This window comes from Cellvibrio zantedeschiae, from assembly GCF_014652535.1.
Taxonomy (GTDB): Bacteria; Pseudomonadota; Gammaproteobacteria; order Pseudomonadales; family Cellvibrionaceae; genus Cellvibrio; species Cellvibrio zantedeschiae.
On record NZ_BMYZ01000002.1, the window covers coordinates 643,271 to 655,250 of the forward strand.

General features: G+C 45.7%; 13 protein-coding genes. 11 read left to right on the plus strand and 2 right to left on the minus strand.

Annotation, left to right across the window (positions count from 1 at the left end; all coding sequences use genetic code 11):
* The first annotated feature begins 6 nt into the window (after positions 1–6).
* The 7 genes from murJ (at position 7) to ispH (ending at position 7,883) form a co-directional block, all read left to right on the plus strand.
* Positions 7–1,551: a murein biosynthesis integral membrane protein MurJ gene (gene murJ, locus IE104_RS13685; protein WP_189419669.1), complete on the plus strand. Its 1,545-nt coding sequence runs from the start codon at positions 7–9 to the stop codon at positions 1,549–1,551.
* A 65-nt stretch (positions 1,552–1,616) separates the two neighbouring features.
* Positions 1,617–2,561, plus strand: coding sequence for a bifunctional riboflavin kinase/FAD synthetase (ribF, locus tag IE104_RS13690; RefSeq protein ID WP_189419689.1), 945 nt, complete (start codon positions 1,617–1,619; stop codon positions 2,559–2,561).
* Positions 2,562–2,591: 30 nt separating this feature from the next.
* Complete coding sequence (locus tag IE104_RS13695; RefSeq protein WP_189419467.1) at positions 2,592–3,092, plus strand: MgtC/SapB family protein; 501 nt, start codon at positions 2,592–2,594, stop codon at positions 3,090–3,092.
* A 44-nt stretch (positions 3,093–3,136) separates the two neighbouring features.
* A complete protein-coding gene (gene ileS / locus IE104_RS13700; protein WP_189419469.1) occupies positions 3,137–5,935 on the plus strand; it encodes an isoleucine--tRNA ligase in 2,799 nt (932 codons plus the stop codon).
* Positions 5,935–6,432 (plus strand): signal peptidase II, encoded by a 498-nt coding sequence (lspA, locus tag IE104_RS13705; RefSeq protein ID WP_189419471.1) that lies wholly within the window; start codon positions 5,935–5,937, stop codon positions 6,430–6,432. Before ileS ends, lspA begins: the two co-directional genes overlap by 1 nt.
* The gene (locus IE104_RS13710; RefSeq protein WP_189419472.1) at positions 6,425–6,874 is read left to right on the plus strand and encodes an FKBP-type peptidyl-prolyl cis-trans isomerase; all 450 of its coding nucleotides are present in this window, start codon (positions 6,425–6,427) and stop codon (positions 6,872–6,874) included. The genes lspA and IE104_RS13710 overlap by 8 nt, the downstream gene beginning before the upstream one ends.
* Before the next feature lie 52 nt (positions 6,875–6,926).
* Entirely contained in the window at positions 6,927–7,883 is a 957-nt protein-coding gene (gene ispH, locus IE104_RS13715) for a 4-hydroxy-3-methylbut-2-enyl diphosphate reductase (protein WP_189419474.1), read from the plus strand.
* 12 nt (positions 7,884–7,895) lie between these two features.
* Here the strand turns inward: ispH and IE104_RS13720 are convergent, their stop codons facing one another.
* Positions 7,896–8,420 carry a GspH/FimT family pseudopilin gene (locus tag IE104_RS13720; RefSeq protein WP_189419671.1) on the minus strand — a complete coding sequence of 175 codons (525 nt, stop codon included), beginning with the start codon at positions 8,418–8,420 and terminating at the stop codon, positions 7,896–7,898.
* Positions 8,421–8,601: 181 nt separating this feature from the next.
* On the opposite strand from IE104_RS13720, the gene IE104_RS13725 reads away from it, so the two are divergent.
* Genes IE104_RS13725 through IE104_RS13740 form a run of 4 tightly spaced genes read left to right on the plus strand, consistent with a single transcriptional unit; the run spans position 8,602 to position 11,321 of the window.
* Positions 8,602–9,162, plus strand: a complete 561-nt coding sequence (locus IE104_RS13725) for a GspH/FimT family pseudopilin (protein WP_189419476.1) — start codon at positions 8,602–8,604, stop codon at positions 9,160–9,162.
* Between the two features lie 39 nt (positions 9,163–9,201).
* Positions 9,202–9,675 carry a type IV pilus modification protein PilV gene (gene pilV, locus IE104_RS13730; protein WP_189419478.1) on the plus strand — a complete coding sequence of 158 codons (474 nt, stop codon included), beginning with the start codon at positions 9,202–9,204 and terminating at the stop codon, positions 9,673–9,675.
* A 12-nt stretch (positions 9,676–9,687) separates the two neighbouring features.
* Positions 9,688–10,755 carry a PilW family protein gene (locus IE104_RS13735; protein WP_189419480.1) on the plus strand — a complete coding sequence of 356 codons (1,068 nt, stop codon included), beginning with the start codon at positions 9,688–9,690 and terminating at the stop codon, positions 10,753–10,755.
* Positions 10,756–10,769: 14 nt separating this feature from the next.
* Positions 10,770–11,321, plus strand: a complete 552-nt coding sequence (locus IE104_RS13740) for a pilus assembly PilX family protein (protein ID WP_189419483.1) — start codon at positions 10,770–10,772, stop codon at positions 11,319–11,321.
* Between the two features lie 292 nt (positions 11,322–11,613).
* Here the strand turns inward: IE104_RS13740 and IE104_RS13745 are convergent, their stop codons facing one another.
* Positions 11,614–11,964, minus strand: coding sequence for a hypothetical protein (locus tag IE104_RS13745; RefSeq protein WP_189419485.1), 351 nt, complete (start codon positions 11,962–11,964; stop codon positions 11,614–11,616).
* Between the last annotated feature and the right edge of the window lie 16 nt (positions 11,965–11,980).

The window sequence follows — 11,980 nt, forward strand, 5'->3', positions numbered from 1 at the left end:
CGCAATATGCTGCGCTCCAGTTTAATTACTGGCTCTATGACAATGATGTCCCGCATCACGGGTTTGGCGCGCGATCAATTGCAGGCCTATTTTTTGGGGGCGGGTGCTGATGCTGATGCCTTCAACGCTGCTTTTCGCATCCCCAATTTCTTTCGCCGCCTCTTTTCCGAAGGCGCGTTTTCGCAAGCCTTCATTCCGGTTCTCTCAGAATATCGCGCAAAAGGTTCGCAAGAAGCACTGAAAAGCTTGATTGATCGCGTGGCGGGTTGCCTGGGCTCAGTCTTGATTCTGGTTACTGTGTTGGGTGTGCTTGGTGCGCCGGTATTGGGGGCGATTTTCGCTTCCGGCTTTATGGAAGACCAAGCCAAGTTTGACCATTACATCTCGCTGATTCGCATCATGTTCCCCTACTTGATGTTGATTTCCCTGAGCGGATTTATGGGGGCGATTCTCAACAGTTATGACCGTTTTGCCGTTTCTGCGTTTACGCCGGTTCTGCTCAATATTGTGTCGATTTTCGCCATGTTGGTGATCGCGCCCATTATGGGTTCAGTGACTTTCGCGCTCGCCTGGAGTGTGTTGCTCGCGGGTGTTTTGTCGATTGCATTCCAAGCCCCGCACCTCAAACGTTTACATCTTTTGCCTGCGCCCAAAATGGATTGGAAGGATCCCGGCGTGCGCCGCATTTTGGCGCTAATGGCACCGGCGATTTTTGGGGTTTCCATCGCTCAGATTAATACGCTTTTCGATTCCATCGCCGCCTCCTGGTTGCCCGAGGGTAGCATTACCTGGCTTTACTATTCCGATCGTTTGGTGGAGCTACCCTTGGGGATTTTCGCAGTGGCTATTAGCACGGTGATCATGCCCAACTTGTCGCGCCTACATGCCACTGAATCCTCAGAGGATTTTAGTAAAACCCTGGATTGGGCGGTGCGCTTTATTATCCTGATCGCGCTGCCAGCAACTTTGGCCTTGGTGATTCTTGCCAAGCCGGTGATTTTTACCCTGTTTCAACACGGCAAATTCAATCCTGAAGATGCGCTTATGTCGTCCTACAGTCTGAAAACCTACGCATTGGGGCTGCTGGCCTTTATGTTGATCAAAGTGCTTGCGCCTGGCTATTTCGCGCGTCAGGACATCAAAACTCCGGTCAAAGTCGGGATGATTGCTATAGGTGTGGGAATCGCACTTAAAGTTGCGATGGTGGCTCCGCTAAATATCTATTGGCAGATCGGTCATGTGGGCTTGGCTCTGTCTACCGCGCTGGCGGCATACGTCAATGTCATCTTGCTGTATCGCGGTCTGCGTAAACGTGGGGTTTATATGCCCGCTGCAGGCTGGGCAAAAACCTGGCTGCGTTATGGATTAGCAAACGTCTTGATGGTGGCGGTTTTACTGATTGGAACCCATTACCTGAACGATTGGGCGGTATGGGGAGTTCTGGAGCGCATCGTCTATCTGGCTGTGCTTTGTGTGGGTGGTGGTTTGGTCTACTTGATCGGTTTAAGTGTTGCCGGCTTCCGCCCCAAAGATTTTCGCGCGCCACATTAACAGCAGGGCGCGCAGCTCCTGTATACTTCTCGCCCTTTAAACGGCAAATCAGGTATCGGCAACCCGTGCAGTTAGCGAAACACGAATTTATCCGCGGATTACACAATCTTGGCCCCGAGCACAAAGGCTGCGTGGCTACGATTGGTTCGTTTGACGGTGTCCACCTTGGCCACCAGGCAATTCTGCAGCAATTGAAAAAGGTTGCGCAGGCGTTGGGTTTACCCGCCGTTGCCATCGTCTTTGAACCCCAGCCCACTGAGTTCTTTGCGGGTGATAAAGCCCCCGCGCGCTTAATGCGCATGCGTGAAAAACTGGAAGCCTTGTGGGCTGCCGGGATTGATAAAGTGCTGTGCCTGAATTTCAATCAGACGCTTCGTAGTCTTTCTGCAGAACAATTTATTGACCGCGTGTTGGTGCAGGGTTTGGGGATTAAACACCTTGTCGTTGGCGATGATTTTCGCTTTGGTTGCGATCGCAAAGGCGATTTTCATTTGTTGCAAGCCAAGGGCAAAGAATTAGGTTTTGAAGTAAGTGATACCCATACCTTGGAAATGGATGGTGATCGCATTAGCAGTACGCGTATTCGTAATTTGTTAGAAGCAGGTGACTTTGCCGAAGCGGAAAAATTATTAGGCAAGCCTTACGGCGTTTATGGCCGTGTGGTTTACGGCAAACAACTCGGTCGCCAATTGGGCGTGCCGACAGCGAACGTTGAATTGCGTCGCTATCGTTCGCCACTGCACGGAGTGTTTGCCGTGACTGCGGTATTTACTGATGGCAGCCAGGTCAAGGGTGTTGCGAACATAGGTGTGCGTCCAACGGTCAACGGTTTGAAGAAGCCGCTGTTGGAAGTTCATTTATTTAATTTTTCGCGTGACATTTACGGCCAGGTAATTGACGTTGTGTTTCATCACAAATTGCGCGATGAGAAAAAATTCGCCTCCTTGGATGAATTGAAAGCACAACTGCAAACTGATATTAGCGAAGCAAAAGCTTTTTTTAATATCTAACCCGATTCCAGTTTTACCTGAAGGTTTTGTATGGGCCGAATTTGGGAGCAAGTCAGTTCGACAATTGTCGCCGAGTTTTCTGATTTAAACGACGTGACAGAATTAACGCGCGTTAGTGTGCGATTGCTAATTGCAGCACTGCTTGGTGGCCTTTTAGGTTTTGAGCGCGAGCAGCGTGGTAAATCAGCAGGAATTAAAACTCACATGTTGGTCTGCATAGGTGCAGCATTGTTTGTGTTGATTCCGCAGCAAGCAGGGCTTGTTTCAGAAGCAGATTTAAGCCGCGTGATGCAAGGCATAATTTCTGGTATAGGTTTTTTAGGTGCGGGCGCCATCTTGAAAAAAGGTGATGACGAAAAAGACCTTAAAGGATTAACCACAGCAGCAGGAATTTGGTTAACAGCCGCTATAGGTGTGGCAGCAGGATTAGGGCGCGAATCATCCGCCATACTCTGTACCTTGTTGGCCTTGATGGTGCTGATCATTATTCCGCACCTTGCAAGTTTAATTGGCCGTAAAGATAACCCTTAAATTTTTAATATTTTTAAACACATATTGTTAATAAGTTGACCGTGATGACTGATTACAAAGCAACATTGAATTTACCTAACACCGATTTCGCCATGAAAGCGAACCTCGCCCAGCGCGAGCCGGAAATGCTGAAACAATGGCAAGCGAATAATCTTTACCAAAAAATTCGCACTGCACGTGCTGGCCGTGAACAATATATTTTGCATGATGGCCCACCTTACGCAAACGGTGATATTCATATTGGTCACGCGGTTAACAAAATCCTGAAAGACATTATCGTTAAGAGCAAAACGCTCAGCGGTTTCGATTCGCCCTATGTTCCCGGTTGGGATTGTCACGGCTTGCCTATCGAACACAATGTTGAGAAAAAAATCGGCAAAGCGGGCGATAAGGTCGATGTAAAAACCTTTCGCCAAAAATGTCGCGAATACGCCGCCAAACAAGTTGACGGCCAGCGTACTGATTTTGTGCGTATGGGTGTTTTGGGCGATTGGAATAATCCTTATCTCACCATGGATTATAAATTTGAAGCCGACATTATTCGTTCGCTTGGAAAAATTGTTGATAACGGCCACCTTCACAAAGGTTTTAAACCTGTGTATTGGAGTGTAGTGGGCGGTTCTGCATTGGCGGAAGCTGAAGTTGAATATCAAGATAAAACCTCATTCTCCATCGACGTAAAATTTACATTTGTTGATCAAGCTGCTGTTGCCAACAAAATTGAAAATTTGAATGGCAATGGCCAAATCGCGTTAGTAATTTGGACAACGACTCCGTGGACTTTGCCTGCAAACCAAGCTGTTTCTGCGAACGCAGAAGTGGACTATGTGTTGGTACAGGTTGGCGATACACGTTTGCTGGTTGCTGAAGCATTGGTTACTAATGTGCTTGGCCGTGCGCAAGCTGGTGAGCATACAATTGTTGGTCGTGTAAAAGGCGCAGCGCTTGAAGGCTTGTTATTACAGCATCCTTTCTATAATCGTCAGGTTCCGATTTTGTTGGGCGAGCACGTCACGACAGATGCGGGTACAGGCTTTGTTCATACCGCACCTGATCACGGTGCAGACGACTTTAATGTGGGCGTGAAATATGGAATCGGCACGCTCAATTACATCGATGACAATGGTTACTATCGTCCTAACGTAGAAATTTTTGCAGGTGATCACGTTTACAAAGTTGATGAAAAAGTTATCAATTTGTTAATCGAAAAAAATGCATTGCTTGCGCAAGGCAAAATTACGCACAGTTTTCCGCACTGCTGGAGAACCAAAACGCCGCTGATTTTCCGCGCGACTCCGCAGTGGTTTGTAAGCATGAGCAAAAACAATTTGCGTGACCAAGTTGCGAAAGCAGTTGATGGCGTTAATTGGGTTCCGGATTGGGGCAAAGCGCGTATCGACGCTATGCTCGCAACATCGCCAGATTGGTGTATTTCCCGTCAGCGCACATGGGGTGTTCCTATTGCATTGTTTGTGCACAAAGAAACCCAAGAGTTGCATCCAGAAACTGCAAAATTGATTGAAGCTGTTGCACAAAAAGTTGAGCAAAGCGGAATGGATGCCTGGTTTGATTTGGATGCAGCTGAGTTGCTTGGCGCTGAAGCAGAAAACTACACCAAAGTTACAGACACTTTGGATGTATGGTTTGATTCTGGCGTAACGCATTACGCTGTGTTGGAGAAACGTGCCGGTTTGCGTTTCCCTGCAGATTTGTATTTAGAAGGTTCAGATCAGCATCGCGGTTGGTTCCAATCATCATTGAAAACCTCAATGGCCATGAACGGTGTCCCACCCTACAAAACCGTGCTGACTCACGGTTTCGTGGTGGATGCACAAGGCCGCAAAATGTCGAAATCAATCGGCAATGTCATGTCACCACAAAAAGTGATGAATGACTTGGGTGCAGACGTATTGCGCTTGTGGGTGGCTGCCACTGATTTCAGTACCGAGATGAGTGTGTCTGACGAAATTTTAAAACGTACAGCAGATTCCTATCGTCGTATCCGCAATACCGCGCGTTTTATTTTGTCGAACCTGACTGGTTTTAATCCGGCAACAGATGCAGTACCAATGGAAAATATGTTGCAGTTGGATCGCTGGATTGTTGGCCGCACGGCTGCATTGCAGCAGGAAATTATTGAAGCATACGACAATTTCCATCTGCATTTGATTTATCAAAAGTTACACAACTTCTGCGTAGTGGAGTTGGGTGGTTTTTATCTCGATATCATTAAAGATCGCCAATACACTACCAAAGGTGATTCACTTGCGCGTCGCTCTGCACAAACTGCATTGCAGCACGTAATTGAAGCTATGGTACGTTGGATCGCTCCGATTATGAGTTTCACTGCTGACGAGATCTGGAAAGAAATCGCCGGCGAGCGCGACACTCATGTCTTTACTGCGGAGTGGTATGCATTGCCTGCAATTCCGGCTGGTTCATTTGATGATGAGTATTGGAATTTAATTGCGGATGTAAAAACAGCCGTCAATAAAGTGCTGGAGGCCAAGCGCACTGCCGGTGAAGTAGGCGGTTCTTTAGGTGCAGAAGTTATTTTGTATTGCGAAGACAAGCTGCAAATTGAACTTCAAAAACTCGCTAACGAATTGCGTTTTGTGTTGATTACTTCAACGGCAGAAGTTCGCTCTGCTAATGAAGCAAAAGATGCAGAAGCGACTGATGTAGCTGGTTTGTTTGTCGCGGTGAAAAAATCTGAGCACGTGAAGTGCGAGCGCTGCTGGCATCACCGCGCAGATGTTGGTGCACATGCTGCACATCCAACTATTTGTTTGCGCTGTGTAGAAAACGTGGACGGCAAAGGTGAAGCGAGAAGTTTTGCTTAATGCCAATTAAGATTTCGCGTCAGGCTTGTGCTTGGTATTTGGTTGCGCTCATTGTAGTTACGTTAGATTTGCTGAGTAAGGTTTGGGTATCTGCCCACCTTGCTTATGGTGAGCCAGTTGTTTTTACCTCGTTCTTTAATTTTACCTTGCTGCACAATCACGGCGCTGCATTTAGTGTTTTGGCGCAGCAGGGTGGTTGGCAGCGATGGTTTTTTGCTGCACTTGCATTGATTGTAAGTATTGCTCTCGTGATTTGGATTGCACGAGTTGCTAGCGTTAATAAGCGTGAAAGCTTTGCGTTGGCATTTATTTTAGGCGGCGCCCTTGGAAATTTATACGACCGCATCCAATTAGGTTATGTAGTCGATTTTATTGTGGTTCATTATCAAGAGCATTATTGGCCTGCATTCAATCTTGCAGATTCAGCTATCACATTAGGTGCTTTAGTTTTGATTGCCGATATGTTGTTTAAGAAAGAGAAACAAGTTCATGCGTAATTTAGCTCTTGGCCCTGGTACACGCGTTACTTTGCATTTTTCCCTGCGTTTACCCGATGGCGAATTAATCGATTCCAATTTTGAGCGTGACCCCGCTACTTTTACGGTAGGTGATGGAAATTTATTGCAAGGTTTTGAACAGGCAATTTTCGGTTTGCAAGAAGGTGACCGCAAAACAGTAGTGATTAAACCCGAGCATGGTTTTGGTCAACGCAATCCCAACAATATCCAGGAGATTCCGCGCGGCCAGTTTGATGCCGGCTTACAGTTGGAAGAGGGCTTGGTGTTGTCATTTGCGGACGCACAAAAAACTGAGTTGCCTGGAGTGGTAAAGCGTTTTAATGACGATGTGGTGACGATCGATTTTAATCACCCACTTGCAGGGCGCGATATTGTTTTTGAAGTTGCCATCTTAAAAATCGAACCCGCTCAAGTTCACTAATTCCCTCTCAGCCTCCCCCTTAAAAAGGGGAGGGGTAAAAATAGGTATCCGCATGACAGAAATTAAACTCGCCAATCCCCGTGGATTTTGTGCTGGAGTTGATCGCGCTATTGATATTGTGAATCGCGCGTTAGATGTTTTTGGTGCGCCTATCTATGTGCGTCACGAAGTTGTACATAATAAATTTGTTGTGGACTCCCTGCGCGAGCGCGGAGCTATTTTTGTTGAAGAAGTTGACCAGGTTCCCGACGACGTTATTTTAATTTTCAGCGCACACGGTGTGTCCCAAGCGGTACGCAAAGAGGCTGAAAATCGCGGTCTGCAAATTTTCGATGCCACTTGTCCCTTGGTAACCAAAGTTCATATTGAAGTGACTCGCTACAGTCGCCAAGGTCGCGAATGTATTTTAATTGGTCACGAAGGTCACCCCGAAGTTGAAGGGACCATGGGTCAATACAATAATGCCAAAGGTGGTGAAATTTATTTGGTTGAAGATGAAGCTGATGTGGATGCTTTGGTGGTGAAAAATCCAAATGAGCTCGCTTACGTAACCCAAACGACTTTATCCATGGATGACACTGCAAAAGTCATTGATGCCTTGCGCAAAAAATTCCCCAATATCCAGGGACCGCGCAAAGACGATATCTGCTACGCAACCACCAATCGCCAGGACGCCGTGCGCCAATTAGCTCTCGAATGCGATTTAGTTTTAGTTGTGGGCTCACCAAACTCATCCAACTCAAATCGCTTGCGCGAACTGGCCGAGCGCTGTGGTACAGAGGCTTATTTAATTGATGGCCCAGATGATATTAATCCGGATTGGATTAAAGCAAAAAATTCAATTGGAATCACCGCAGGCGCATCCGCGCCCGAGGTATTAGTAAAACAAGTGATTGAAAAATTGCAAGCATGTGGCGCGACTATTCCGCAAGAAATGGATGGCACTCCAGAAACGATTAGTTTTTCGTTACCGAAAGCATTGCGTCAAAATCAAAAGGCTGATGTATAACAAGCCTTTTGATTAAATAGCTGCGCAATCTTGGGCACTTATTTCGTGCGTCCTTACTCTACCTCCCCTTGCCAGAATTAATTCGTATCCTTTTCCTTTTGTCTGAGGGCAAACGGTAAATGCACCCGCTTGAAAAGCTCCTGCGTTGCTTGTTCCGTTGGCATATCTTCCTTCGCCTGAGCCAACAAAAGACACGTAATTGCTCACTGGTCTATTTGCGATAATCCGAATCCCTTTCAGTTTTTCGTATTTCTTAACAGTTTGTTCATTGTTATTGGGCAGGCCATCATTATTCGCATCAATAAAAACCTCCCAGCCTTCTTCCCATTGCACTTGTTTACGAATGGTAATTCTTTTGTTGGAAAAGACTGCTTGGCTGCGGGTTAATTCAAGCGATTCAAATAAATTTTGAGTGGCGACTTTAACTCGGGAGTTTTGAATATGGCCAAATAAGTTGGGAAGCCCAAAGCCTAAGAGAATGGAAACAATCGAGAGTGTGATAACAAGTTCAATAAGGGTAAAACCGAAAGATCGCATAATAATCCCTCCCTGGGATATTTTCTGTTGAGCTTGGCGCCAATGAGCCGCTCATTCATCCTTGTTGACCGCGTATCTGGCGATAGCCGCAGTCCTAAATCACCTGTGTTAAGGTGTGGTTAATATAATCGCTAGATATACGTTCGTCTAGGCCTTAACCAGAATTCAAAGAGCGATAATCATGTTAAAGAACCAGAAGGCGTTTACCTTAATCGAGTTGTTGGTAACCGTGAGTGTTGTTGCCGTGGGACTTGCATTATTTGTCCCTAGTTACAACAAGCAAGTTTTAGGTAGCAGATCAATTACCCTGGGAGAGGATCTAATAAGTGCTCTTAATTTGGCGCGCTATGAAGCTGTGAAGCGTGCAAACCGCGTAAGCCTATGCGCTAGCTCGGATAGTACTACTTCTACACCGACATGTACCGGGGCATGGGAAGATGGTTTTATTATCTTTGTCGATGAAGCCACTTCGGATGGTGCTACGGCACCTGTGTTGGGTACTACTCCTGTGATTATCAAGGCATACGGTAAGTCCGCAACCGGTGCGTCTGTCGTGGTAAAAAATGGTTCAACTGCAATCACTTTTATTCGTTACACCGCATTAGGCAGCTTGGCTCGTATTTCGAACAGTACTGCAAGCACAACTATAGAAAGTAAAGTTCAAGGTTGTTCAGGCGAGAAAGCGAGAACAATTACGATCAACTTGTCGGGTTTGGTTTCAATGGCGAAAAAGGGTTGCTAACTGCAGCTCTTTTAACAATTTGATCCCTTTGAGGTATCCATGAACGGGACAACACTAAAAAAATCGCAAGGCGTTGGGCTGATCGAAGTGCTGATTACAATGCTTATTTTATCGACCACGCTAATTACATTGGCGGCGTTGCAAACTCGTTCTTTGCAATATAATCACGGAACCTACCTGGGTTCACAAGCTAACATCCTTGCTGCAGATATTTTGGATCGCATAAGGGCCAATAAAAGAAGCCCGGCACATGCAGTTCAAATTGCTAGCTACAACACCACCGCTGCTGTATTCACAGCCAGCTCGGTGCCCACTTCATCCCGAGCCGCAGCCGATATATATATCTGGCGTCAAAATATTGAATCATACATGCCTGGAGGAACAGGCGGCATTAGTTGCAGTAATTCAACGATGCTGTGCACCATAACTATTACCTGGAATGAGGTTAATAATATTAATAGTTTGTCCTCGCGCGATACTTTAGTTTCATTTTCATATACGACCAGACTGTAGGAGCTCAAGAAAATGCGTAATCAGTTTGGTTTGTCTTTAGTGGAATTGATGATCTCTGTCACATTGGGTCTTCTGCTAATGGCGGGTGTTGTTCAAATGTTTATTTCGAGTAATAGAGTATTTGGGACGCAACAAGACTTGTCTCGGATTCAAGAAACAGGCCGTTTGGGTGTAGAGTTTATTGGTCGTGATTTGCGGATGGCATCCTTTTCTGGGTGTAGAAATACCGTGATAGAGCAAGGAACATCTCGCATAGCAGATCCTCTGACTAACCCCCCGGGTAACTCGCTTGGCTTGGTTGGGCTGCATAGAAACTTTACTGAAGGTTTACACGGCTATTCAATCGATTCGAGCGGTGGACATGATTTACCTACTGGCATAAGTACCGATTTAGGATCAAGTTTTACTGTGGCAAGAGATAGCGACATTATTGTGATTCGCGGTGGTAATGAGCGCGGTATGTTGGTTAAAAAAGTTAATACCGCTACCGAAGTTTACGGATATTCAGATCAAAGTTTGGATACAAATAATTGCATTGAGGGCTTGTGTAACAATAGCATTGCGGTTGTATCTAACTGCAGAAATGGGCGCGTTTTTAAATTAAGTACATCTCCAACTATTACTAGCGGTGAAGTTACGCTTACACACGCTGATTCATGGATAGTTACCGACCCCTCTAATGATATATATACGCAAGGTAGTATTACTCCCATACATACCATTGCTTATTTTGTAGCAACATCTGCTACACCTCTTGGCAACACAACACCTAGCTTGTGGCAAAAAATTGATAATGAACCCGCCGTAGAAATACTCCAGGGTGTGGAAAGGTTAGGGTTGCTTTACATGGTTAAGCCTACAGCTTCCAAACCTAATCCTCCTTATGAAGTTGCCGCGGACGTTGATACGTGGGATTTAATTAGCTCGGTTCAGGCTGAGATTGTTGTCCGTGGCGATAAACCATTTGAGCTGGATAGCCCCCAAAGCTATCCATTTCGCACAGGAACTATTACACCTACAGATCGTTATATGAGAAAAGTCTTTAAAGCCACTTTTTCACTTAGGTCTAGAAATCCCTAGTTTTTGGAGTTGTTATGACTGTTTCCGTTGTTAAATTGCCTCCGCTCAATGCCCAAAAAGGTGTGGTATTGATTGTAGGTTTAGTGATGGTTCTGCTTATTTCAATAATCGCGCTGGCTGCGATTAGAGGGAGCGGGATGCAAGAGGCTATGCTCGGTAATACGCGAGATCGGAATATTGCATTCCAATCGGCAGAAGCCGGTTTGTCTGCTGGAGAATCTATAGTAGATGAGGATCTTGTTGCTATTGCTCCTGCATGTCCTACTGCGGGTGTATGTTCTGGCGATAGAGAAGCTACCCCTGCGAACTCTGTTATGTATTTCACTGATGCGCTATGGACATCTGAAGGCGTAACTACAACGGCTTTAAATTTACCAACCAAAAGCCAGCCTATTTATATAGTAGAAGAGCTCGCCATGTACCGTCCAGATGATGGTTCCAGTGTGGATGGCATAGGTGGAGTGACTCAAATTGTACCTTATCGTATTACGTCCAAAGGCGTCGGCTTAACTGCTGAGTCTACGGCTATTGTTCAATCTTATTATCATCGCAGCGCACCTAATTAGCGGAGATTGCCATGAATTTTTTTAATCATTTTCAAAAAGAATCTGTGAAGGCATGGTTTGATTCTCATGCATTTATGGCGCTGTCGAGTTCAAAAATAAATCTCGGATTAAGAGATATTTTATTGACCACTGCGTTGTGTTTTCTTGTAATGGAGGCTCAAGCTCAATCTGGAGTCAATTGTTCCGCATATCCGACATGGGTTGCGGGGACAAATTATGCACAAAATGCTTTTGTGCAATATCAAGGCAGGGCTTATCAATGTGCTGATGCTGCAAAATGTAAGAGCAGTAATCAGGGTAAATACAATCCTTTGAATGGCACTGATAGATTTGGTGTGTGGAATGATGTTGGTGCTTGTAGTGTGGCTTCAAGCTCGTCATCGTCTTCAAGCTCATCATCTTCTAGTTCATCGTCATCTTCTTCAAGATCATCATCGTCTTCAAGCTCATCATCTTCTAGTTCATCGTCATCTTCTTCAAGATCATCATCGTCTTCAAGTTCATCATCTTCAAGGTCATCATCGTCTTCGAGCTCGTCATCTTCTAGTTCATCGTCTTCAAGCTCGTCATCTTCTAGTTCATCGTCCTCGAGCTCGTCCACAGGGCCTGCACAATCACCTTTGTTTTTGGCAGCAGCAGTCAAGCCACACATTGCTTTA

What these genes read in the sequence shown, in the direction of transcription:
- IE104_RS13695 (WP_189419467.1), top strand. Translation starts at nt 2,592, where the DNA reads ATGGGCCGAATTTGGGAGCAAGTCAGTTCGACAATTGTCGCCGAGTTT.
- IE104_RS13710 (WP_189419472.1), top strand. Translation starts at nt 6,425, where the DNA reads ATGCGTAATTTAGCTCTTGGCCCTGGTACACGCGTTACTTTGCATTTT.
- IE104_RS13725 (WP_189419476.1), top strand. Translation starts at nt 8,602, where the DNA reads ATGTTAAAGAACCAGAAGGCGTTTACCTTAATCGAGTTGTTGGTAACC.
- pilV (WP_189419478.1), top strand. Translation starts at nt 9,202, where the DNA reads ATGAACGGGACAACACTAAAAAAATCGCAAGGCGTTGGGCTGATCGAA.
- IE104_RS13740 (WP_189419483.1), top strand. Translation starts at nt 10,770, where the DNA reads ATGACTGTTTCCGTTGTTAAATTGCCTCCGCTCAATGCCCAAAAAGGT.
- lspA (WP_189419471.1), top strand. Translation starts at nt 5,935, where the DNA reads ATGCCAATTAAGATTTCGCGTCAGGCTTGTGCTTGGTATTTGGTTGCG.
- murJ (WP_189419669.1), top strand. Translation starts at nt 7, where the DNA reads ATGCTGCGCTCCAGTTTAATTACTGGCTCTATGACAATGATGTCCCGC.
- IE104_RS13720 (WP_189419671.1), bottom strand. Translation starts at nt 8,420, where the DNA reads ATGCGATCTTTCGGTTTTACCCTTATTGAACTTGTTATCACACTCTCG.
- ileS (WP_189419469.1), top strand. Translation starts at nt 3,137, where the DNA reads ATGACTGATTACAAAGCAACATTGAATTTACCTAACACCGATTTCGCC.
- IE104_RS13735 (WP_189419480.1), top strand. Translation starts at nt 9,688, where the DNA reads ATGCGTAATCAGTTTGGTTTGTCTTTAGTGGAATTGATGATCTCTGTC.
- ispH (WP_189419474.1), top strand. Translation starts at nt 6,927, where the DNA reads ATGACAGAAATTAAACTCGCCAATCCCCGTGGATTTTGTGCTGGAGTT.